The organism is Micromonospora sp. GCM10011542, from assembly GCF_042650685.1.
In the GTDB taxonomy this organism is placed as follows: Bacteria; Actinomycetota; Actinomycetes; order Mycobacteriales; family Micromonosporaceae; genus Micromonospora.
The window spans coordinates 141,523-162,364 of the sequence record NZ_JBHSBO010000058.1; the positions used below are offsets into that span (position 1 = coordinate 141,523).

General features: G+C 73.3%; 21 protein-coding genes. 8 read left to right on the forward strand and 13 right to left on the reverse strand.

What is annotated here, in order from left to right:
* Positions 1-44 precede the first annotated feature (44 nt).
* On the forward strand, positions 45-557 hold the full coding sequence (locus ACFOW4_RS21395) for an Lrp/AsnC family transcriptional regulator (protein ID WP_377530427.1): 513 nt from the start codon (positions 45-47) through the stop codon (positions 555-557).
* Here ACFOW4_RS21395 and ACFOW4_RS21400 read toward each other — a convergent pair.
* Positions 536-742 (reverse strand): DUF397 domain-containing protein, encoded by a 207-nt coding sequence (locus ACFOW4_RS21400; RefSeq protein WP_377530430.1) that lies wholly within the window; start codon positions 740-742, stop codon positions 536-538. The genes ACFOW4_RS21395 and ACFOW4_RS21400 overlap by 22 nt on opposite strands.
* Entirely contained in the window at positions 733-1,476 is a 744-nt protein-coding gene (locus ACFOW4_RS21405) for a DUF5753 domain-containing protein (protein ID WP_377531664.1), read from the reverse strand. The genes ACFOW4_RS21400 and ACFOW4_RS21405 overlap by 10 nt, the downstream gene beginning before the upstream one ends.
* Positions 1,477-2,161: 685 nt before the next feature.
* Between ACFOW4_RS21405 and ACFOW4_RS21410 the strand changes: the two genes are divergently transcribed.
* A complete protein-coding gene (locus ACFOW4_RS21410) occupies positions 2,162-3,508 on the forward strand; it encodes an aspartate aminotransferase family protein (protein WP_377530432.1) in 1,347 nt (448 codons plus the stop codon).
* A 35-nt stretch (positions 3,509-3,543) separates the two neighbouring features.
* On the forward strand, positions 3,544-4,920 hold the full coding sequence (locus ACFOW4_RS21415) for an NAD(P)/FAD-dependent oxidoreductase (protein ID WP_377531667.1): 1,377 nt from the start codon (positions 3,544-3,546) through the stop codon (positions 4,918-4,920).
* 8 nt (positions 4,921-4,928) lie between these two features.
* Here ACFOW4_RS21415 and ACFOW4_RS21420 read toward each other — a convergent pair whose 3' ends face one another.
* Positions 4,929-5,309: a DUF3499 domain-containing protein gene (locus ACFOW4_RS21420; protein ID WP_377530434.1), complete on the reverse strand. Its 381-nt coding sequence runs from the start codon at positions 5,307-5,309 to the stop codon at positions 4,929-4,931.
* 152 nt (positions 5,310-5,461) lie between these two features.
* On the opposite strand from ACFOW4_RS21420, the gene ACFOW4_RS21425 reads away from it, so the two are divergent.
* Positions 5,462-5,911, forward strand: coding sequence for a metallopeptidase family protein (locus ACFOW4_RS21425; protein ID WP_377530436.1), 450 nt, complete (start codon positions 5,462-5,464; stop codon positions 5,909-5,911).
* A 76-nt stretch (positions 5,912-5,987) separates the two neighbouring features.
* On the opposite strand, the gene ACFOW4_RS21430 is transcribed toward ACFOW4_RS21425, so the two are convergent.
* The 6 genes from ACFOW4_RS21430 to ACFOW4_RS21455 form a co-directional block, all read right to left on the reverse strand.
* On the reverse strand, positions 5,988-6,245 hold the full coding sequence (locus tag ACFOW4_RS21430; RefSeq protein WP_007455784.1) for a WhiB family transcriptional regulator: 258 nt from the start codon (positions 6,243-6,245) through the stop codon (positions 5,988-5,990).
* Between the two features lie 470 nt (positions 6,246-6,715).
* Complete coding sequence (locus ACFOW4_RS21435; protein ID WP_377530439.1) at positions 6,716-7,045, reverse strand: phospholipase; 330 nt, start codon at positions 7,043-7,045, stop codon at positions 6,716-6,718.
* A gap of 17 nt (positions 7,046-7,062) precedes the next feature.
* Positions 7,063-8,457, reverse strand: a complete 1,395-nt coding sequence (locus tag ACFOW4_RS21440; RefSeq protein ID WP_377530442.1) for a DUF4331 domain-containing protein — start codon at positions 8,455-8,457, stop codon at positions 7,063-7,065.
* A 49-nt stretch (positions 8,458-8,506) separates the two neighbouring features.
* Positions 8,507-8,785, reverse strand: a complete 279-nt coding sequence (locus ACFOW4_RS21445) for a hypothetical protein (protein ID WP_377530444.1) — start codon at positions 8,783-8,785, stop codon at positions 8,507-8,509.
* Between the two features lie 159 nt (positions 8,786-8,944).
* A complete protein-coding gene (locus ACFOW4_RS21450; protein ID WP_377530445.1) occupies positions 8,945-11,455 on the reverse strand; it encodes a bifunctional FO biosynthesis protein CofGH in 2,511 nt (836 codons plus the stop codon).
* A gap of 191 nt (positions 11,456-11,646) precedes the next feature.
* Positions 11,647-12,561, reverse strand: coding sequence for a hypothetical protein (locus ACFOW4_RS21455; protein WP_377530447.1), 915 nt, complete (start codon positions 12,559-12,561; stop codon positions 11,647-11,649).
* 98 nt (positions 12,562-12,659) lie between these two features.
* On the opposite strand from ACFOW4_RS21455, the gene cofD reads away from it, so the two are divergent.
* Both cofD and ACFOW4_RS21465 read left to right on the forward strand, forming a co-directional pair.
* Entirely contained in the window at positions 12,660-13,649 is a 990-nt protein-coding gene (cofD, locus tag ACFOW4_RS21460) for a 2-phospho-L-lactate transferase (protein WP_377530449.1), read from the forward strand.
* The gene (locus ACFOW4_RS21465) at positions 13,646-14,734 is read left to right on the forward strand and encodes a coenzyme F420-0:L-glutamate ligase (RefSeq protein WP_377530452.1); all 1,089 of its coding nucleotides are present in this window, start codon (positions 13,646-13,648) and stop codon (positions 14,732-14,734) included. The genes cofD and ACFOW4_RS21465 overlap by 4 nt, the downstream gene beginning before the upstream one ends.
* A gap of 10 nt (positions 14,735-14,744) precedes the next feature.
* Here the strand turns inward: ACFOW4_RS21465 and ACFOW4_RS21470 are convergent, their stop codons facing one another.
* Together ACFOW4_RS21470 and ACFOW4_RS21475 are read right to left on the reverse strand one after the other, a co-directional pair.
* Entirely contained in the window at positions 14,745-15,734 is a 990-nt protein-coding gene (locus ACFOW4_RS21470) for an ArsR/SmtB family transcription factor (protein WP_377530454.1), read from the reverse strand.
* Positions 15,735-16,012: 278 nt separating this feature from the next.
* Positions 16,013-17,065 carry a hypothetical protein gene (locus tag ACFOW4_RS21475; protein ID WP_377530457.1) on the reverse strand — a complete coding sequence of 351 codons (1,053 nt, stop codon included), beginning with the start codon at positions 17,063-17,065 and terminating at the stop codon, positions 16,013-16,015.
* 99 nt (positions 17,066-17,164) lie between these two features.
* Between ACFOW4_RS21475 and ACFOW4_RS21480 the strand changes: the two genes are divergently transcribed.
* The gene (locus ACFOW4_RS21480; RefSeq protein ID WP_377531670.1) at positions 17,165-17,731 is read left to right on the forward strand and encodes an NUDIX hydrolase; all 567 of its coding nucleotides are present in this window, start codon (positions 17,165-17,167) and stop codon (positions 17,729-17,731) included.
* On the opposite strand, the gene ACFOW4_RS21485 is transcribed toward ACFOW4_RS21480, so the two are convergent.
* Together ACFOW4_RS21485 and ACFOW4_RS21490 are read right to left on the reverse strand one after the other, a co-directional pair.
* Complete coding sequence (locus ACFOW4_RS21485; protein ID WP_377530460.1) at positions 17,700-18,791, reverse strand: mannose-1-phosphate guanylyltransferase; 1,092 nt, start codon at positions 18,789-18,791, stop codon at positions 17,700-17,702. The two genes, ACFOW4_RS21480 and ACFOW4_RS21485, sit on opposite strands and share 32 nt — an antisense overlap.
* A gap of 52 nt (positions 18,792-18,843) precedes the next feature.
* Positions 18,844-19,989, reverse strand: coding sequence for a glycosyltransferase family 4 protein (locus ACFOW4_RS21490; protein ID WP_377530463.1), 1,146 nt, complete (start codon positions 19,987-19,989; stop codon positions 18,844-18,846).
* A 154-nt stretch (positions 19,990-20,143) separates the two neighbouring features.
* On the opposite strand from ACFOW4_RS21490, the gene ACFOW4_RS21495 reads away from it, so the two are divergent.
* Positions 20,144-20,833: a TIGR03089 family protein gene (locus ACFOW4_RS21495; RefSeq protein ID WP_377530465.1), complete on the forward strand. Its 690-nt coding sequence runs from the start codon at positions 20,144-20,146 to the stop codon at positions 20,831-20,833.
* Positions 20,834-20,842 lie beyond the last annotated feature (9 nt).

Genomic DNA, 20,842 nt, shown 5'->3' on the forward strand with positions numbered 1-20,842 from the left:
GGGAAACCCGCGCGACATCGAGATCGGACATGGGGAGCGCAACGATGACGAACCGGCAGCACGACAACGGCAACGGCGGGCGGCGCGTCGCTGTCCGTGAAGGCGCCAGTCACGCTCTGCTGGACGACGTGGCGAAGCAGATCATCGAGCAGCTCCAGGAGGACGGCCGCCGCCCGTACGCGACGATCGGCAAGGCGGTCGGCCTCTCCGAGGCGGCGGTCCGTCAGCGGGTGCAGCGGCTGCTCGACGCCGGCGTGATGCAGATCGTCGCGGTGACCGATCCGCTCCAGCTCGGCTTCCCCCGCCAGGCGATGATCGGCCTGCGCACCGACGGTGACCTGGAGGCGGTGGCCGACCGGCTGGCCGAGCTGGACGAGGTCGACTACGTGGTGATCACGGCCGGCTCGTTCGACCTGCTCACCGAGGTGGTCTGCCGCAACGACGACCACCTGCTGGAGATCCTGCAACGGCTGCGCGCGGTGCCGGGCGTGCTCGCCACCGAGGCGTTCGTCTACCTCAAGCTGCGCAAGCAGACCTACACCTGGGGCACGGCCTGACCGTCGCGCACCTGGCCGACGAAGGACGTCCAGGCGGCGGGGGTGAAGGTCAGGGTGGCCGCGTCGCGGTCCTTGCTGTCGCGCACCAGCACCCGGCCGGGCAGGTTGTCGGCCACCTCGACGCAGGCTCCGCCGTTGTTGCTGCTGCGGGTCGCGGTGCGCCAGCGGGCGTCGGTCATGTCCATGTCGTGGCCACTTCCCTGATCAGCTCGATCGACCGGCGTCGGGGGAACGCCTCACCGGTGACGCTCTCCCACCTGCGCCCCAGGGTAGCGACGTCGACCGGATCGGTCACCACCTGACCGCGGAGCTGGTTGTCGAGGTACGCCAGTTCCGTCCCATCGGGCAGGCGGCCCAGCACGAAGGGGCCGGCCAACCCGGTGTGCCACGGACTGTCGGCCGGGATCACCCGCACCTGCACGTGCTGCCACTCGGCGATCGTCGCGAGGTGCGCCAACTGCCCGGCCATCACGGCACGGTCGCCGACCAGCCGGCGCAGCACCACCTCGTCGATCATCGCCACGAGCTGCGGCGGCGCGTCGCGGGCAAGGACCGCCTGCCGCTCCATCCGGCCCGCCACGATCTCGTCCACCTCGGCCGGCGGGACCAAACCCCCGGTCTCGAGCACCGCGCGGGCGTACCCCTCGGTCTGGAGCAGACCCGGCACGAGCAGCGGCTCGTACCATCGGATGGCGATGGCGTCCTGTTCGAGGTCGGCCCAGGGACGGAACCACGGCAGGTCACGGCGGCGGAACGGCTCGGGCCACAGCTCCGCGGCGTCGCGGCCGAGGATCTGCGCCACCGCCAACCTGGTACGGGGATGCGGGATCCGGCCCGCGGCGAGCCACCGCCCGGCAGTCTTCGGGTCGACCCGGACCTTCTCGGCCAGCGAGTCGACCGTCTCCCCCGCCTCGGCCATCGCCACCCGCAACACTTCGTTCGCCACCGGATCCTCCCGCCCGCCGGGTGCACACTGCGGCGCACGATAGCCACGCAGCGTGGCCATGTCCGCCCTCCACCGGCGTGTTGCGGTGTGACGTGTTGGCGCGCGTCCAGGGTGCGCCGCAAGTGCCCCGAAGGTGCCCCGGCGCTGCCCCGACCCCGTCCGACGCTACCCCGGCGCTGCCCCGACCCCGTCCCGGCGCTGCCCCTCGGTGATCCAGTTAGTTGATCCACTCGACATCGCCGATGTCGCGGTATCAACCCGGCCCCAACACCCCGATATCAGCGATCCGGAGGGGATCAACCCCACGGCTACGCACCCGCGGAGCTGACCGGCAGGCGCCTGCGGCGCCGGGCCGACGGGGCGCTGCCGCACGGGGGCCAACTCTCCGCCCACGGGCGTGAGCCTGTCGAGCTGCCCCATATCTGGGGCAGCTCGACAGCGTCGCGCGACCGCACCGCCGGAGGCGCGGGACCCGCGGACCAGGGCAACCCCCCGTTTGCGAATTCCGTTGCCAGGACTGCACCCATTCGCTGATTCCGTTGCGTGGGGGCGAGAACGCCACCGATCCCACTTGCTTTCCGGATCGGGACTGTGCGATAACCGTGGGCAGAGCGGCCGGCGTCACCCCTTGGACCGGCCCGTTACCGATGGGGCTGACATGGCCAACGCCACCGACCACCTCTGGATGCACTTCACCCGGATGGCGAGCTACTCCGCCGGCGAGGTGCCGACCATCGTGCGCGGCGACGGCGCGTACGTGTGGGATTCGCAGGGTCGCCGCTACCTGGACGGGCTCGCCGGACTCTTCGTCGTCAACGCCGGTCACGGCCGCACCGAGCTGGCCGAGGCCGCCGCCAAGCAGGCCGGCGAGCTGGCGTACTTCCCGCTCTGGTCCTACGCCCACCCGAAGGCGATCGAGCTGGCCGAGAAGATCGCCACGCTGACCCCCGGCGACCTCAACCGGGTCTTCTTCACCACCGGCGGCTCCGAGGCGGTCGAGGCCGCCTGGAAGCTGGCCCGGGCCTACTTCAAGCGCACCGGCCAGCCCAACAAGCACAAGGTGGTCAGCCGGTACATCGCCTACCACGGCACCTCGATGGGGGCACTGTCGATCACCGGCCTGCCCGGCATCAAGAGCGACTTCGAGCCGCTGGTGCCCGGCGGCATCAAGGTGCCGAACACCAATTTCTACCGGGCGCCCGAGCACGGTGACTCGCCCGAGGCGTTCGGCCGCTGGGCCGCCGAGGAGATTCGTCGCGCCATCGAGCGCGAGGGGCCGGACACCGTCGCCGCGGTGTTCCTGGAGCCGGTGCAGAACTCCGGCGGCTGCTTCCCGCCGCCGCCCGGCTACTTCGAGCGGGTGCGGGAGATCTGCGACGAGTACGACGTGCTGCTCGTCTCCGACGAGGTCATCTGCTCCTGGGGTCGGCTCGGCGAGTACTTCGGCGCCGTCCGTTACGGCTACCAGCCGGACATCATCACCACGGCCAAGGGCATCACCTCCGGCTACGCCCCGCTCGGCGCGATGATCGCCAGCGACCGGCTGATGGAGCCGTTCCTCACCGAGACCGGCATGTTCGCCCACGGCGTGACCTTCGGCGGCCACCCGGTCTCCTGCGCGGTGGCCCTGGCCAACCTGGAGGTCTTCGCCCGCGAGGACCTGGTCGGGCACGTACGGGCCAACGAGGGGGCGTTCCGGGCCACCCTGGAGAAGCTGAACGACCTGCCGATCGTCGGCGACATCCGGGGCGACGGCTACTTCTACGGCATCGAGCTGGTCAAGGACAAGACCACCCGGGAGACGTTCGACGAGGCCGAGTCGGAGCGGCTGCTGCGCGGCTTCCTCTCCACCGCACTGTTCCAGGCCGGGCTCTACTGCCGGGCCGACGACCGGGGCGACCCCGTCGTGCAGCTCGCCCCGCCGCTGATCGCCGACCAGCAGCAGTTCGACGAGATCGAGCAGATCATGCGCGCCGTTCTCACCGAGGCGTGGGCCCGACTCTGACCGGCGGGATCGGAAACACTCCGGGCGGGCACCCGATGGACTACCGGGAGCTGTCGTACTGGTTCGCCACCCTGGACGAGCCGCTGACGCCGCGGCCGGCGCTGCCCGGTGACGCCGACGCCGACGTGGTGATCGTCGGCGCCGGCTACACCGGGCTGTGGACGGCGTACTACCTCGCCCGAGCCGATCCGCACCTCAGGATTACCGTGCTGGAGCGGGAGATCGCCGGCTACGGCGCGTCCGGCCGTAACGGCGGCTGGTGCTCCGCGCTCTTCCCCACCTCGCTCACCGGGCTGGCCCGCCGGCACGGCCGGGACGCGGCCGTCGCCATGCAGCAGGCCATGCACTCCACCGTGCGCGAGGTGGCCCGGGTGGTGGCGGACGAGGGCGTCGACTGCGACTGGGCCGACGGCGGCTCCGTCGTGCTGGCCCGCAGCGACGCCCAGCTCGGTCGGGCCCGTGCCGCCGTCGACGAGGCCCGCGCGTTCGGCTTCGGCCCGGCGGACCTGGCGCTGCTCGACGCCGACGCGGCCGCCGCCCACTGCGCCGCCGAAGGGGTACGCGGTGGCACGTACACCCCGCACTGCGCGGCCGTGCACCCGGCGAAGCTGGTCCGGGGCCTGGCCGGGGTGGTCGAACGGCTCGGGGTACGCATCCACGAGCGCACTCCGGTCAGTGAGATCCGGGCCGGCGCGGCGGTCACCCCGGCCGGCACCGTGCGGGCGCCGGTGGTGGTCCGCGCCACGGAGGGGTACACGCCGACGCTGCCGCGACAGCGGCGTGCCGTGGTGCCGGTCTACTCGCTGATGGTGGCCACCGAGCCACTGCCCACGCAGACCTGGGCGCGGATCGGGCTGGCCCGGCGGGAGACGTTCTCCGACCACCGACATGTGATCATCTACGGCCAGCGCACCGCGGACGACCGGCTCGCGTTCGGCGGGCGCGGCGCGCCGTACCACTTCGGCTCGCGGGTCTCGCCCTACCACGACCGGGAGCCACGGGTGTTCACGGCACTGCGGCGGACGCTGGCGGAACTCTTCCCGGTGCTCGGCCCGGACGTGCCGGTGACCCACACCTGGGGCGGCCCGCTCGGGGTGACCCGGGACTGGGCGGCCTCGGTGGGCTTCGACCGGACCAGCGGGCTGGCCTGGGCCGGTGGCTACGTCGGCGACGGCGTGGGCACCAGCAACCTCGCCGGCCGTACCCTCGCCGACCTGATCCGTGGCGAGCGCAGCGAACTGACCGCGCTGCCCTGGGTGAATCACCGCTCCCCGAACTGGGAGCCGGAACCGCTGCGCTGGCTGGCGGTCAATGCCGGGCTGCGGGTGATGTTCTCCGCCGACGCCGCCGAGGCTCGCACCAACCGTCCCTCCCGCCGAGCCGCCGTCTTCTCGCGGCTGTTGGGCAACTGACCCGGGGGTCAGTGGTTCGGGGGGATCACCCGGAGGTGGCCGCGGCGGCCGGTGGAGTGGGACTGGTCGCCGTGGTGGCGGTCCTGTGGGGCGTCCGGGGGGCGCGGCGCCGGCGCCGGGCGGGCGGCCTCGCGGACCGCCTCGGCGAGCGCGACCAGGTCGTCCGTGGTCGGCGGCGGCGGCTCGAACTCGCCCTCGTGGCGTACGACGTCCCAGCCGCGGGGGGCGGTCAGGCTGCGGGCGTGCGGTTCGCAGAGGTCGTACGTGTGCGGCTCGGCGAAGGCCGCCAGTGGACCCACCACCGCGGTCGACTCGTTGTAGACATAGGTCAATGTGGCGACCGCTTGCCGGGGGCAGCCGTTACGGGAGCAGCGCCGTGGTGACCTCACGGCGGCAGGGTATCTCCAATACCGGGTCCGGCGCATCGCTTCGCGTTGCGACACGCCCGTCGTGGTGATCACAATTCCCGGCGCCGACCGCGCCGCGCCACTGCGGTGGCGCTGCCGCTGGACGGCCCGGCGCGGGAGCTACCCTGTGCCTCATGACGAGTCCGGAACACCGCCGGCCCGGGCCTGGCAGGCGTGGGCACCGCGACCGGCACGGGCGCGGCCTGCGCGGGCGCCTGGTGCCGGCCACCGTGCCGCTGGCACGGACCAAGGCGGAGGTCTTCGACGACCTGGTCCTGGACACCGTCGAGACGCTGGAGCGGCGGTTCGCCAAGGAGCTGGCCGGCGTCGAGTTCGCGGTCGAGGACGTCCCGCCGGATCTGAACGTCTACGACTCGGACGTGCTGGAGGACGGCGAGGTCCCGCTGGCCCGGCTGCTGCCCGGCCGGCCGGGCCGCCAGGAGGTGCCGCCGCGCATCGTGCTGTACCGGCGGCCCCTGGAGTTTCGGGCGATGGACCGCGAGGATCTCGCCGATCTCGTGCACGATGTGATCATCGAGCAGGTGGCGAACCTGCTCGGGGTGGACCCGGACGAGCTGGCCTGAGCCGTCCCACGGGACGTGGTGCGACCGCGTCGTCGGGCCCGAGCCGGGCGGCCCCCACCGCCCCGACCCGCACCGCTCAGGCGGCCCGCCGCTTCAACTTGCGCCGCTCGCGCTCCGAGAGCCCACCCCAGATGCCGAACCGCTCGTCGTGGCCGAGAGCGTATTCAAGGCATTCGGTCTTGACCTCGCAGCGCGAACAGATCCTCTTCGCCTCACGGGTCGAGCCGCCCTTCTCGGGAAAGAACGCTTCCGGGTCGGTCTGCGAGCACAGCGCCCGCTCCTGCCACTCCGGCGCGTTTCCGAGCAGGTCGGCCACCTCAAGCTGGCCGTCCATCAGATGCCTCCTTGTCGCGCACCGGCGTCATCGCCGCTGCAACCCCCCACGCGAAAGGCGTGCTTGTCCGTCCGGTCCCGTTTTGTTGCGTTCCGTGCGAACAACCCCATTCAAATTACACGCGTGTAATGCGTGCGCCGTCAAGCCAAACTTGATAATGGAGTCGCCCTCCCGACACCGCGCGGCCGGCGACCCGGACCACCCAGCCTCGCAACCTGCCCTATCGATTCAGACCCCGGCCGAGTAACGCCCTCTCCGGCGAGTTGCCCGACTTTTCTGCCGTGGCGCTCCCCGCCGCCGCGCCGCCGCGACCGGTCCGGAACGCCGGACCGACCCCCCCTCCGTAAAGCTGATCTTGGTGGGAGACAGGTTAACGCGGCCCGGCCCGGACTGCCCGTCGAGTGGGCCAACGGCACTCGCGCCCCGTCCATCAGGTGGACGGGGCGCGGTGGTGCGGAGGGGTTCCAGAGTCAACCAGAAGCGGGAAAAGCCCTGCTGGGCCAGACGAACTCGGCTATCCCTCCACCGTGGACAGAAACTTTGCCGGCGGGTGTCTCGTCGTCCCACCAGACGGTATAGACCCCGGCGGGAAGATCGGGGTAGACGGCACTGTGGAACGAGCCGTCCCGCACCCGGCGCTCCCGTACCGCCGAGTGGGTCCGCCGGGCACCCTCCCGGCTGATCTCGATTTCCCGGCCGTGCAGTTCCCGTCCGGTGTAGATGATCAGAGCGCCGGTATCGCCGCCCAGATCCAGGACGACGCTGCCGGTCTCCGACGGCCCGTACTCGTGTTCGCGCACCGACGCTCCCCTGTCGGTCAGGACGACGCCGGCGGGTTGTTGAACCCGTCGTACGGCGTACCCAGATAGGGGAAGTGAGCGAGGAAGGGGGCGGTCACGTCGGCCGCGCTCAGCCCCGGGGTGAGCGCGGCGGCCGCCGCGTCCGGGCGGAACGCATTGTCGACCAGCGGGACGGTCAACCCGGCGATCGCCCGCAGTGCGATGCTCACCACGTCGTCGCCCACCCGCCGTCCGTTGGGGAACCCGGCGAGGTCGCCGCCGAGCACCCCGAACGGGTTCGGGCGCCGGTTGGGGGCGATCGCGGTGTTCAACCGCAGCATGTCGGCCTGCGTGTCGCCGGTCGCGTTGGTGAAGCCGTCGATCAGCCCGGCCGGTACGCCGGTGAGCAGGATCGCCACCAGGTCCGCCCGGGGCTTCCTGGCCTTGTTCAGCTTGTCGAGGTTGGGGAAGACGTCCGGGTACAGCGCCGGCAGCAGCGCGGCAAGCTCCGGCTGCTCGACGAACCGCGCGAACCGCTTGTCCTCGGACGGCGGCAGGGTGTTCCACCGGTCCTTCTGCGACATCGGCACGATGACCTCGTTGAACAGCGGGTTGCCCAACCGGGAGACCTGGGTGAAGGGGCCGGCCGCCGTGTCGGCCGCGGCCCGGTCGCCGAGCACCCGGACCTGCCGGCGCGACGCCGAGGTCCACACGCCGATCACCGACGCCCGGTCCCCCGCGCGGTAGGAGTTGGCGCGCCGGCGTACCCGGCTCAGCGGGACCTGCAGGGCGAGGCTGTGCACGTTCATCCAGTCGGTGGCGTTGACCGGCTCCCCCTCGGTCTTGAAGATCTTCTTGCCGGCCACGTGCAGTTGTTGGAACGGCCGCAGGGTGCCCAGGTCGAAGATCGCGCCCAGGTCGACGAAGAAGCCGTCGGCACGCTGACCGGCGAAGACCCGCTCGCCGGTGGAGAGCGAATAGGTGGCCTGCCGGACCAGGTCGGCGTACTTCGGGGTGGAGAGCGGGCCGACGTTGCACGGCGGGCAGGGCAGTTTGTGGGCGAGCCGGTGCTCACGGCCGTCGGCGACGCGGGTCAGGCTGTAGAACTGCCGCCGGTTCCAGTTCCTGCTGTCCAGGGAATCGATCGGGCCGGTGTTGTAGAGAAAGCTGTTCGGATTGGTGATCTCGGTGGTGAATTCGAACCGATAGGTGACGTCCGGAAGGCCGTCCCCGTCGTTGTCGATGTGGATCTCGTACCGCACGTCGTCGCCGAACTCGAAGAAGTTCGGGCCCCCCGAGGGGAGCTGCAACGGGACGTAGTTGGCGATCAACGTGACCGAGTCGGGCTTGTCGGGGCTGACGAAGGCGTACAGGTCGGAGCTGTCGGCGACCGGATCCTTGGCTATCTCCGGGGCCTCGCGGTGGGAAGACATGGCGGACCATCCTCACTGGGCGGGGACAGGGTGACGGGACGGTGTCGGGTCAGCGCCGGGCGGCGCGCCGCAGCCGGTCCGCCAGGCCACGGTCGCGTACCTTGATCCGGGACTCGCCGACGAAGACGTCCATCGTGCCGGAGGCGGCGTCGCGCAGGTGCACGACGATCGGGTCGTCGGGCCGCCCGCCCGCGCCGGGGGCGTTCTGCGCGGCCGACAGGCCCGGCACGGTGAGGGCGGCGGCGCCCAGCGTGGCGCTGGCCGCCGCGGTCAACGTCTGCCGGCGGGTCAGTCGCGGCCAGGGCCGCTTCCGCTGATCACTGGTCATGGGCAACCTTTCGGCGGCGGCGCGAACGCGCCCGCGGGAACGGACGGGTCCGGCGCCGCCTGCCGACGCCGCCGGGCCCCTGGGGGCACCGGCGGCGGTCTTCGCCGCGACCGCCACCGGCATCGTCAGGTACGGCCGGCGGCGGGAAAAGGTTCGACGTCAGGGACGGGCGTGACCGTACGAGGTCGTCCGCTTGCGCGCCGGTCGCCCGGCCGCCACGGCGATGGCCCGCAACTGCTCCTCGGTACGCGCCGACCCGTTGCCGGAGCCGGCCATCCGGGAGATGGTCTCCTCCATCAGGGTGCCGCCGAGGTCGTTGCAGCCGCCCTGGAGCATCGCCACCGTGCCCTCGTCGCCGAGCTTGACCCAGGAGCACTGGATGTTGTCGATCCGGCCGTGCAGCAGCAGCCGCGACATCGCGTGCACCACCCGGTTCTCCCGCCAGGTCGGCCCCGGGCGGGCGATGCCGGCCAGGTAGATCGGGGCGTTGGTGTGCACGAACGGCAGCGCGACGAACTCGGTGAAGCCGCCGGTGCGGTCCTGCACACCGGCCAGCACCCGGAAGTGCGCGAGCCACTGCCCGGGGTGGTCGACGTGCCCGTACATCATTGTGGAGCTGGACCGGATGCCCAGCTCGTGGGCCGTGCCGACCACGTCGACCCACGCGGAGGCCGGCAGTTTGCCCTTGGTCAGCACCCAGCGCACGTCGTCGTCGAGGATCTCCGCGGCGGTGCCCGGGATGGTGTCCAGCCCGGCCTCGCGCAGCTGGGTCAGCCACTCGCGCACCGGCACGCCCGCCTTGGCCGCCGCGGTGACGATCTCCATCGGCGAGAAGGCGTGCACGTGCATCTCCGGCACCCGGGCCTTGATCGCGCGCACGATGTCGGCGTACCCGGTGACCGGCATCTTCGGGTCGATGCCGCCCTGGAGGCAAACCTCGCTGGCGCCGGCCGCCCACGCCTCCTCGGCCCGGTCGGCGACCTGGTCGACGGAGAGCCGGTACGCGTCGGCGTCCCGCTCCCGCTGGGCGAAGGCGCAGAACCGGCAGCCGACGTAGCAGACGTTGCTGAAGTTGATGTTGCGGTTGACCACGTACGTGACGTCGTCGCCGACCGCGTCGCGGCGCACCTCGTCGGCGAGCCGGCACAGCTCGTCCAGCGCCGGCCCGTCCGCGCCGAACAGCGCCAGCGCCGCGTCGGTGTGCCGGGGCTCCAGCAGCGCCGCCGGGTCGTCGGCGGCCAGCCGCAGCCCGGCCCGCAGGTCGTGGTCACCGACCCCGGCCGCCGGCCCGGCGGTGACCTTTGTGGCCACCTCGGCCCAGTCGCCGTAGACGCTGTCGAAGTCGCCCCGGCGGTCCTCCGTCCGACCGGTGGTGTCGATGCTGGCGTGCAGATCGGTCCGCCCGCCGAACACCTCCTCCGGCTCCTGCCAGGGGCGGCCCACCGGCCGGGCCGACTCGACCGCCAGCCCGGTGGCCGGGTCCGCCAGTGCCCCGACGTGCGGCAGCAGCCGCGGGTCCAGCCACGGGTCGCCGGCTCGCACGTACTCGGGGTAGATGGTCAGCCGCTCGCGCAGGGTGAAGCCGGCCGCCGCGGTGTGCCGGGCCAGCTCGTCGAGCTGCGGCCAGGGGCGCTCCGGGTTGACGTGGTCCGGGGTGAGCGGGGAGACACCGCCCCAGTCGTCGATGCCGGCCCGCAGCAGCAGGTCGTACTCGCCGGCGATCAGGTTCGGCGGGGCCTGGATGCGGGCCTTCGGGCCGAGCAGCAGCCGCGCCACCGCCACCGTGGCGGCCAGGTCATGCAGTTCCGCGTCGGGCATGCCGCGCATCGCGGTGTCCGGCTTGGCGCGGAAGTTCTGCACGATCACCTCCTGGAGGTGGCCGTACTCGCGGTGCGCGCGGCGGATCGCGAACAGCGCGTCCACCCGCTCGGCGGCGGTCTCGCCGATGCCGATCAGGATGCCGGTGGTGAACGGCACGCCGACCCGCCCCGCGTCGTCGAGCACCCGCAGCCGGACCGCGGGCTCCTTGTCCGGCGAGCCGTGGTGCGGGCCGCCCGGCTCCGACCAGAGCCGGGTCGCGGTGGTCTCCAGCATCATGCCCATGCTCGGCGCGACCGGCTTGAGCCGTTGCAGCTCCGACCAGGACAGCACGCCGGGGTTGAGGTGCGGCAGCAGCCCGGTCTCCTCCAGCACCGCCACCGCGCAGGCACGCAGATAGTCCAGAGTGGAGTCGTAGCCGCGCTCGTCCAGCCAGGTGCGCGCCGCCGCCCAGCGCTCCTCCGGCCGGTCGCCGAGGGTGAACAGGGCCTCCTTGCAGCCCTGTTCCGCGCCCGCCCGGGCGATCGCGAGGACCTCGTCCCGGTCGAGGAAGGGCGCCGGCAGCCGGTGCGGCACGGTGGCGAACGTGCAGTAGTGGCAACGGTCCCGGCAGAGCCGGGTCAGCGGGATGAAGACCTTCTTGGAGTACGTGACCACGCCGGGCCGGCCGGCCTCGCGCAGACCCGCGTCGCGGACCCCACCGGCGACCCGGAGCAGCTCGTCGAGCGCCTCGCCGCGGGCGGCCAGCAGCGCGGTCGCCTCGTCGACGTCCAGCGCCCGTCCGGTCGCGGCCCGGCCCAGGGCCCGCCGCACGCTCGCGTCGGTCGGGCCGGAGTGGGTGCGATCAACCATCCGCTCAGCCTAAGCGCTGCCCCCGTCCGCCCCGGGAGTCCCGACCCGCAGCGTGGGAAACAGCACCCACCCGGTTGAGCGCCGGCACCTGCGCCGTTGATCATGAGGTTACCGATGCGCCACGTCGTGGACACGTACGGCAACCCCATGATCGACGGACCGGACGGGCGGGATGGGCCGGGTGGGGTGGGTCAGCGGGGTTGGTCGGGGTGCTCGCCCGGGTTGATCCGCTGGGTGCGGTCCGAGTCGCCGGGGCGCGGGAGCGCCTCGGTCGGGTCGGCGGACTGGCGCGGGATGGCCTGGGTCGGGTCCGCGGACGGCGGCTGACCGAACGGCGGCGCGGCCGGGGCCGGGTTCACCGGCGGGGCCGGGTGCGGCGCGGAGCCGAACGGCGGGGCGGACTGCGGGGCGAAGCCGGACGGCGGAGCGGACTGCGGGGCGGAGCCGAACGGCGGGGAGGGCTGGCCGTACCCCGGGTGCTGCGGCGGCGGGTAGCCGCCCGGCTGGCCGGGTGCCGGCCAACCGCCGCCCGGCTGCCCACCGGCCTGCCCCGGCCAGCCGCCCTGCTGCTGCGGCCAGCCCGGCTGCGGCTGCCCGTAGACGCCCGGCTGGGGCTTGGGCTTCGGCACGTAGTAGAAGGCACGCCAGATGGTGTAGACCACGTACGCGGCCACCCCGAAGATCACCATCCAGGCGAACCGGGTCAGCATGCCGAGCAGGGCGTCGAGCACCTCCCCCTCGGCCAGCCGGCCCACCGTCCAGATCAGCATGGTGAGCACGCCGAACAGCGCGCTGACGGCGTACTCGCCGAGGGCCACCTGGGTGATCAGCTTCGCCTTCGGCAGCACCGGTGCGACGTGGGTGGCCAGCAGCACGGCCAGCAGCGGCAGGAGCACCGCCTCGATGCCGATGAACGCGAAGAAGGTGCTGCCCGCGCGGTCGGTGAAGGAGGCGTAGTCGCTCGGGCTGAGCAGCCGGAGCAGGCCGACGAAGAGGAACACCGCGTTGGCGCCGAGCAGCGCGAGCGCGCCCAGTTCGCGTAGCGGCTTGGTCAGCTGGCGGGCCTGCGACGCGTCGGCGGACGCGGGCTCGGCGGGGCTGGTCACGAGCTCCCCCTCGGGGCGTGGTCGGACAGGGCGCACGTGAGCCTAGTCTCCCGCGCCACCGCAGGACCGGAGGCGTCGCGTGCGCGAGGATGGTCGACATGCGCATCGTGGTTCTGGCCGGCGGCATTGGCGGCGCCCGGTTTCTGCTCGGCGTACGGGCGTACGCCCGGGAGGTGGGTGCCGAGGTGACCGCCGTGGTCAACGTCGGCGACGACCTGTGGCTGCACGGGTTGAAGATCTGTCCCGACCTGGACAGCGTGATGTACACCCTCGGCGGTGGCGCCGACCCGGAGCGGGGCTGGGGCCGGGTCGGTGAGAGCTGGACGGTCAAGACCGAGCTGGCCGCGTACGGGGCGGAGCCGACCTGGTTCGGCCTCGGCGACAAGGACATCGCCACCCACCTGGTGCGGACCACGATGCTCAACGGCGGTTACCCGCTCTCCGCGGTGATCGAGGCGCTGGCCACCCGGTGGGAGCCCGGCGTACGCCTCCTGCCGGCGACCGACGACCGGCTGGAAACCCACGCCGTCGTGAGCGCGGGCGGTGACGCAGCCGGGGACGGCGCCGGCACGGTCGACGGCGAGCAGGGCCGGCGGGCGATCCACTTCCAGGAGTGGTGGGTGCGGTACCGGGCGGACATCCCCACCCACAGCTTCGTCTTCGTGGGCGCCGAGACGGCCAAGCCGGCACCGGGTGTGCTGGAGGCGATCGCCGGGGCCGACCTGGTCCTGGTGGCGCCGAGCAACCCGGTGGTGAGCGTCGCTCCGGTGCTGGCCGTACCGGGGCTGCGCGAGGCGGTGGCGGCCGGCCCCGCCCCGGTGGTCGGCGTCTCGCCGATCATCGGCGGCGCGCCGGTGCGCGGGATGGCCGACCGCTGCCTCGACGTGCTCGGCGTGGAGTGCAGCGCGGCCGGGGTGGGCCGGCTCTACGGCGCCCGCGCGGCCGGCGGGTTGCTGGACGGCTGGCTGGTGGCCGAGGAGGACGCCGGCACGGTGGTGCCGGAGCTGACTGTCCGCGCGGTGCCGCTGCGGATGACCGACGAGGCGGCGACGGCGGCGATGGTCCGCGCCGCGGTGGAGTTGACGTGAGGCTGGAGATCCTGCCGGTGCTGGGCATCGGCGACGTGACCGAGGGCGACGACCTAGCGGCGCTGATCGCCACCGCCGCGCCGTGGCTGCGCGATCAGGACGTGCTGGTGGTCACCAGCAAGATCGTCTCCAAGGCCGAGGGGCGGTTGGTGGACGTCCCGGCGGACGGGCCGGAGCGGCTGGCCGCGCGGGACGAGGTGCTGGCCGCGGAGACGGCGCGGGTGGTGGCCAGCCGGGGTGCGACCCGGATCGTGCAGACCCACCACGGTTTCGTGATGGCCTCCGCCGGGATCGACGCCTCGAACGTGGACAAGACGCGCCTCGTGCTGCTGCCGACCGACCCGGACGCGTCCGCCCGGGCGCTCCGCGCCGCGTTGCGGGAGCGCTACGACCTCGACGTCGCCGTGATCATCACCGACACGATGGGCCGGCCGTGGCGCAACGGGCTCACCGACGTGGCGCTCGGGGTGGCCGGGATGGCCGCCATCCGCGACCACCGGGGCGAGGTGGACCCGTACGGCAACGAACTCCAGCTGACCCAGATGGCCGTGGTGGACGAACTGGCCGGCGCGGGTGAGCTGATCAAGGGCAAGTGCGACCAGGTGCCGGTCGCGGTGGTGCGGGGCTACCTCGGCGTCACCCATGGCGACGACGGCGCCGGCGCGCGGGCGCTGGTCCGCGATGCCGCGCAGGACCTCTTCTCGCTGGGTACCGCCGAGGCGCGGGCGGCCGGGCTGAGCGACGCCGCCACCCTGGCCGACGGTCCCGGGCCGACACCGGCCGATCCGGCCGCGATCCAACGGGCGATCGACGCCGTGGCGTCGGTGGTCGCCCCCGGCACGGTCTTCACGCTGGTCGACGAGGCCGAGGTACGCGCCGGCCTGGTCGCTGAGGTGCCCGGCTGGCCGGACGACGCGACCGCACTGCTGCTCGGCTCGCCGCCGGCCCCGGTCGAGCCGTACGACCTGGTCCGCTTCGGCGCCGACCTGCACCGGCTGCGGTCCGCCCTGGCCGTCGAGGGCATCCCGTCCGTCCTGCTGCCGCCGCCCGCGGGCAGCCCGGCCAGCGCCGCGCTCGCCCTCTGACGGCAGGCCCTCAGGCGTCCAGCATGGCCCGGCCGAGCGGGGTCAACGTGTGCAGCACGGTGTTGCGCTCCCGGTGGCTGACCAGCAGGCCGGCGTTGCGCAGCACGGTGGTGTGCTGGCTGGCCGCCGCCGGTGAGATGTTGAGCCGGCGTGCCACCTCACCGGTGGTGCACCCCTCGTCGCTGACCTGCAACACCGCCGCCCTGGTCCGGCCGAGCAGCGCGGCCAGCGCCTCGCGGCCGGCGCCCAGCGCGGTGCCGTCGGTCGCGGCCAGGCCACCGAGCCGGTCCACCGGGTAGACCAGTACCGGCGGCAGCGCCGGGTCGAGCAGGGCCACCGGGGTGCGCGCGCAGAAGAACGAGGGCACCAGCAGCAGCCCCCGGCCGTCCAGGTGCAGCTCGCGGCTGTCCGGGTAGTCGCGGACCTCCAGGATCCCGGCCTCCCAGCGCATCGCCGGACGCAGGCTGGTCAGCAGCCCCTCGACGCCGCCATCGAGCAGGGCTCGGGCCCGGCGGGTACGGTCGGCCTCCACCGCGGCCTGGATCCGGTCCCAGTACGGGTTGATCGCCAGCGACCGGTACTGCTCCATCGAGTCGGTGAGGTGCCGCAGCACCGCCGAGTCGCCCCGGGCCAGCGCGGTCGCCGTCGAGGGCAGCGCGTTCTCGCTGGCCAGCACGGTCAGGTCGCGGTGCAGCAGGTCGACGGGCGTGCCGCGGACCGCGTCCAGCCCGGCCTCGAAACCGTCGACGCTGGCGTACGGGGTGAGGAAGTCGGGGAAGTAGCCGCGTGGCGGGTTCAGCGCGAACAGCAGCCGGAGCTGGTCGGAGGCGACGTCCTGGCGCAGCCCCCGGGCCACGCTGCGCCGCCAGTTCGCCATCAGCGGGTCGCGACTGCGGCCCTGCAACAGGTGCAGGCTGAGGACCAGCTCCCAGACCGGATCCGCCGCCGGTGCCACCCGGGTCCGGAGGATGTCCTCGCCGGAAAAGTAGATCTTCAGCATGGAGTACTCCCGTGCCCCCCGGGCAGAGGGAATGCCGGACGACCGTTCGCACTCTACCCGGGTGGCACTTATCTCCACGTTTAAGCCAGGACTGAAAAACCTCGACGTCCTCGGGGGTGGTTGGGCATGCTTCCACTGCCCGAGCACGGCACCGGCGCGTCCCTGACGCGCTCGGCACCGGGCACCCGGGTCGGGGGAGGACCGGCGATCGGGCGGCACCACGAGGGTCTGCGGCCCTTGCTCCGCGGAGGTGCCGTCCGAGCGTCCGTGTACGCGGCTCAGCCCACCCAGAGCGCCACCCGGTGCTCCTCGTCGGTCACGTAGAAGCGCTGCCCGTCCAGCTCGGCCAGACCCTCCACCTGGTGGAAGGGCGCCAGGTCCGCGACCAGTTCCCCGGCCAGCCGATCCGGCGAGGCGACCGGCGGCGGGGCGGCCGGCAGCCGGAACCGGACGTGCCGGGAGGTGACGTCCCCGCCACCCGGATGGTCGTCGAGCAGCACGGACCCCTTGCCCAACGCGTCGATCGAGCCGATCACCGCCGCGTACCCGCCGTCCGGGGTGGGGGTGACCGCCCGGAACCCGGTCAGCGCGCCCGGTGGCGTCACCCCGGTCACCACGTACGCCCCCAGCGCCCGGGGCCAGGCCGGCTCCGCCGCGAACATCTCCGGCACGCCGCCCACCTCGACCAGGATCGGCTCACCGTCCACGGTCACCGGGAAGCGCAGCCCGAGCAGCACCGTACCGGCCGGGGTGAACACCGCGGCCTCCACGTTCAGGGGCAGGTCGTCCGGGGCCAGCCGGCTGACCCAGCTCTTCGCTCGGGCCGTACCCCGGGCCATCGTCTCCACGATGAACCGCGCCCGCACCCGCTCCCCCGGTGGCAGCGGGGTCAGTGCGGCGCCGGCCAGGGCGTCGTTGACCGCCCGGTGCAGCCGGAACCGGTTGCGGACCACCTGCACCGGCAGCGCACCGGACGCCGCGTCGTCCTCGCGGAACCGGGCCACGAACGCCCGGCGCGGGCGCAGCGGGCCGGCCTTCGAGCCGAAGTGCGAGCCGAAGACGTACACCCAGCCGTCGTGGTGGGCGAGCGCCTCACCGTCCTCGGTCCGACCGTTCTCCACGCCGGCGTCCGCGGTGACGTGCCGGGCCGTCCACTCGCCGTCGGAGAGTTCCAGCAGCAGCGCCAGGCAGCGTTCCACCGGCCCCTCGTCCAGCACGGTCCAGAAGCCGCGCCGGGCGCGGTGCGCGCGCAGCAACGCCGCGGAGCGGACCGGCAGCAGGTCGCTCGCCTCGTTGCCGGCCACCACGAATTCGACGAGTCGCAAGGTCACCGCGCCAGGGTACGAAGTGACCGCTCGTAGAGTGGCGGGGTGCCCGACGCCGTGACCAACGCATCCACCGACCACCCGACGTCCGCCGCCGACCCGCGGATGTACGCGGCCCTGCACGCCGACGCCACCGCGCTGCTCGGCCGCTGGACGCCGACCGGCCCGGCCGCCGCCGAGGCCCGGGAGCGGACGCTGGCGCTGCTGGCCGCCGGACCGGTCGCGATGAGCCGGGCGCACCGTGCGGGTCACGTCACCGCGAGCGCCCTGGTGCTGGACGCGACCGGCTCGCGGGTGCTGCTCTGCCTGCACGGCAGGTTCCGGCGCTGGGTGCAGCTCGGCGGGCACTGCGAGCCGGGCGACCGGACCCTCGCCGGCGCCGCGTTGCGCGAGGCGACCGAGGAGTCCGGCATCGACGGGCTGCGGATCGACCCGGTGCCGATCGACGTGGACATCCACCCGGTGAGCTGCCAGGGCGGTTCGCTGCACCACGACGTGCGGTTCGCCGTGCTCGCGCCGCCCGGCGCGGTGGAACGGGTCAGCGACGAGTCGGAGGCACTGGGCTGGTTCCCGCCGGACCGGCTGCCCGAACCGCTGGCCGGCGGGACGGTGCAACTGGTCGCGCCGGCCCTCGCGGCCCTCAGACGTAGCCCTCTTCGCCCCGCTCCTTGAGCTCGTCAACCAGGGCCTTGACGTCCTGCGCCCGGTCGCGCGGGCAGACCAGCACCGCGTCGGGGGTGTCCACCACGATCAGGTCCCGTACCCCGATGACGGCCACCAGCCGGCCGGACTGCGGCACGACCACGAGGTTGCTGCTGTCCCGCAGCAGCACACCCGGCTTGGCGTCGGCACCGAGCACCACGTTGCCCGCCGGGTCGGCCGGCAGCACCTCGCCGAGGGTGTGGAAGTCGCCGACGTCGTTCCAGCCGAAGTCGCCCGGCACGGTGGCCACCCGCCCGACGGTGGCCGCACCCTCCATCACCGCGTAGTCGACGGAGATCTTCGGCAGCGTCGGCCAGACCGTGCCGAGCACCTCGTCCTGCTCCGGGGTGCCCCAGGCGGCGGCGATCGCGCAGACCCCGGCGTGCAGGGCGGGCTGCTGCCGGGCCAGCTCGGCCAGGAAGACATCCACCCGCCAGACGAACATGCTCGCGTTCCACAGGTGCCGGCCCGAACGGACGTACGCCTCGGCGACCTCGGCGGCGGGCTTCTCCTTGAACTCGGCCACCTGCCGCCACGGGACGTCCCCGTCCGCGTCGGCCGTCTCGAGGTAGCCGTAGCCGGTCTCCGGCCGGGTCGGCGTGATCCCGACCGTCATCAGCATCCCCTGCTCCGCGCCCCGGACCGCCTCGCGGACCGTCGCCACCCAGCTGTCCGGGTCACCGATCAGGTGGTCGGCGGCGAAGCTGCCCATCACCGCGTCCGGGTCGCGCAGCGCGATCACCGCGGCGGCCAGCGCGATCGCCGCGCAGGAGTCGCGCGGTGAGGGCTCGACCAGGATGTTCTCCTCGGGCAGCCCGGTCAGCTGCCGAGCCACCGCCGCGACGTGCGCGGCGCCGGTGACCACCAGGGTGCGCTCCGGTGTGGTCAGTGGCGCCAGACGCTCCACCGTCGCCTGGAGCAGCGAGGCGTTGGAGCCGGTCAGCGGGTGGAGGAACTTGGGGTGACCGGCGCGGGAGAGCGGCCACAACCTCGTGCCGCTGCCACCCGCCGGGATGACGGCATAGAGCATCAGCACATCATGCCCGAGGGACGCGCACCCGGACGCCCGGGCGGACCGCCGCTCACGCCCGGGCCCGGCTCCACGCGGCGATGTGCACCTCGGCGCTGGACTCCCAGGTGAACTCCTTGGCCCGGTCGAAACCGGCCTTGGCCAGCGACAACCGGCGCTGCTCGTCGTCGAGCAGGGCGGCCAGGTCGGTGCCGATCTGCTCCGGGTCCTCACTGGTGTAGGCGACCGCGTCGCCGCCCACCTCGGGCAGCGAGAGCCGGGGCGTGGTCAGCACCGGGGCGGCGCAGGCCATCGCCTCGAGGATCGGCAGCCCGAACCCCTCCCCGTAGGAGGGGTACGCGGCGACCAGCGCGCCGCCGAGGAAGCCGGGCAGGTCGGCGTAGCGCAGGTAGCCCGGGCGCAGCAGCCGCAGGTGCGACGGGACGTCGGCCACCGCACGGTCGATGTCGTCGTCGTGCCCCTGACCGCCGGCGATCACCAGGGCCGGCGGGTCGACCCGGTCGGCCACCGCCCGGGCCCAGCCGCGGATCAGGTTCGGCACGTTCTTACGCGGCTCCTTGGCCCCGAGGAACGCGATGTAGCTGCTGTTGCCCAGGCCCAGGCGGGCACGGACCCGGGCCTTCTCCTCCTCGCTCGGCGCGTGGAAGGCGGCGTGGTCGACCCCGTGGTAGGCGACGTCGATCCGGGTGGGATCGGCGTCGAGCAGCCGGATCAGCTCGTCCCGGGTGGCCTTGCTGGGGACGATCACCCGGTCCGCCCGGCGCAGCGAGGTCTTGATCGCGCTGCGAAAGAACGTCCGGCGGGACTTGTCGTAGTGCTCCGGCTCGGTGAAGAAGGTCGCGTCGTGCACAGTGACCGTGACCGGGCAGCCGGCCCGCAGTGGGCAGGTGTAGAAGGGCGAGTGCAGCACGTGGGCACCGACCTGCTGGGCCAGCAGCGGCAGCCCGGTCTGCTCCCAGGCGAGCCGGGCCGGGCGGTGCGCGACGGCCGCCGGGGCGGGGATGATCTCCGCGCCGGGCAGCATCCGGGTGTAGCGCTCCAGGTCGGTGCGGAGGCTGACCACGGCCAGCTCCACCCCCGACCCGCACACCTTGCCGAGGGCGCCGAGCAGGCCATCGACGTATCTACCGACGCCGCCGCGGTCGGCGGGGACACTCGTGGCGTCGATGAGCACGCGGGGCGGGCGACCGGCGGTCACGGGGCGACTCCTTGCACTGGCGGGTCTGTGGGGAACAACACTCCGGGGGCCAAGCCTACGCCGGAGCCCGGGGTGGACGCTGACTGCGACCCGACGGTACGCCGACTTGTCATCGTCTTCGAGTACGGCCCGCGGAGGCGTATCGTTCGCGCCGATGTCCGACAACATTGCAGGGGTTTTCGCCGACGCGATCGCGGCCGACCCGACCCGACCGTTGCTCACCTGGTACGACGACGCCAGCGGCGACCGCACCGAACTGTCCGGCGCCACCCTGGCCAACTGGGTGGCCAAGACCGCCAACCTGCTCGTCGACGAGGGCGGCCTCGGCGAGGGCGACAGCGCCGCGGTGCTCCTGCCGCCGCACTGGCAGACCGCGGCGGTGCTGCTGGGCTGCTGGTCGGTCGGGCTCACCGTCGCCGACGCGCCGACCGGCGTGGACGTGCTCTTCGCCGCCGCCGACCGGGTCGACGAGGCACGGTCGTGGCCGGCCGGCGAGCGGTACGCCCTCGCGCTCGCCCCCCTCGCCGCGCCCCTGCGCCAGGTGCCGCCCGGCTTCGCCGACTACGTGGTCGAGGTGCGTGGCCACGGCGACCACTTCACCCCGTACGCCACCGGCGGCCCGGCCCAGGTGGAGCTGCTGGCCCGCGCGACGGCCCGCGCCACCGAGCTGGGCATCACCCCCGGCGCCCGGGTGCTCGTCGACGCGACCCGTCACCCCGACCCGGTGGACTGGCTGCTGGCCACCCTGACCCGGGGCGCCACCGTCGTCCTCTGCGCCAACCTCGACCGGACCCGCCTCGACGCCCGGGCCACCGCGGAGAAGGTCACCCGCACCCTGGCCTGACCCCGGGCC

Bases quoted from the DNA above. Each gene is read 5' to 3' on its own strand.
- ACFOW4_RS21415 (WP_377531667.1), top strand. From the start codon at position 3,544: ATGGACTACCGGGAGCTGTCGTACTGGTTCGCCACCCTGGACGAGCCG.
- cofD (WP_377530449.1), top strand. From the start codon at position 12,660: ATGCGCATCGTGGTTCTGGCCGGCGGCATTGGCGGCGCCCGGTTTCTG.
- ACFOW4_RS21450 (WP_377530445.1), bottom strand. From the start codon at position 11,455: ATGGTTGATCGCACCCACTCCGGCCCGACCGACGCGAGCGTGCGGCGG.
- ACFOW4_RS21485 (WP_377530460.1), bottom strand. From the start codon at position 18,791: ATGCTCTATGCCGTCATCCCGGCGGGTGGCAGCGGCACGAGGTTGTGG.
- ACFOW4_RS21495 (WP_377530465.1), top strand. From the start codon at position 20,144: ATGTCCGACAACATTGCAGGGGTTTTCGCCGACGCGATCGCGGCCGAC.
- ACFOW4_RS21440 (WP_377530442.1), bottom strand. From the start codon at position 8,457: ATGTCTTCCCACCGCGAGGCCCCGGAGATAGCCAAGGATCCGGTCGCC.
- ACFOW4_RS21470 (WP_377530454.1), bottom strand. From the start codon at position 15,734: ATGCTGAAGATCTACTTTTCCGGCGAGGACATCCTCCGGACCCGGGTG.
- ACFOW4_RS21410 (WP_377530432.1), top strand. From the start codon at position 2,162: ATGGCCAACGCCACCGACCACCTCTGGATGCACTTCACCCGGATGGCG.
- ACFOW4_RS21480 (WP_377531670.1), top strand. From the start codon at position 17,165: ATGTACGCGGCCCTGCACGCCGACGCCACCGCGCTGCTCGGCCGCTGG.
- ACFOW4_RS21445 (WP_377530444.1), bottom strand. From the start codon at position 8,785: ATGACCAGTGATCAGCGGAAGCGGCCCTGGCCGCGACTGACCCGCCGG.
- ACFOW4_RS21430 (WP_007455784.1), bottom strand. From the start codon at position 6,245: ATGGACGGCCAGCTTGAGGTGGCCGACCTGCTCGGAAACGCGCCGGAG.
- ACFOW4_RS21405 (WP_377531664.1), bottom strand. From the start codon at position 1,476: ATGGCCGAGGCGGGGGAGACGGTCGACTCGCTGGCCGAGAAGGTCCGG.
- ACFOW4_RS21395 (WP_377530427.1), top strand. From the start codon at position 45: ATGACGAACCGGCAGCACGACAACGGCAACGGCGGGCGGCGCGTCGCT.
- ACFOW4_RS21425 (WP_377530436.1), top strand. From the start codon at position 5,462: ATGACGAGTCCGGAACACCGCCGGCCCGGGCCTGGCAGGCGTGGGCAC.
- ACFOW4_RS21400 (WP_377530430.1), bottom strand. From the start codon at position 742: ATGGACATGACCGACGCCCGCTGGCGCACCGCGACCCGCAGCAGCAAC.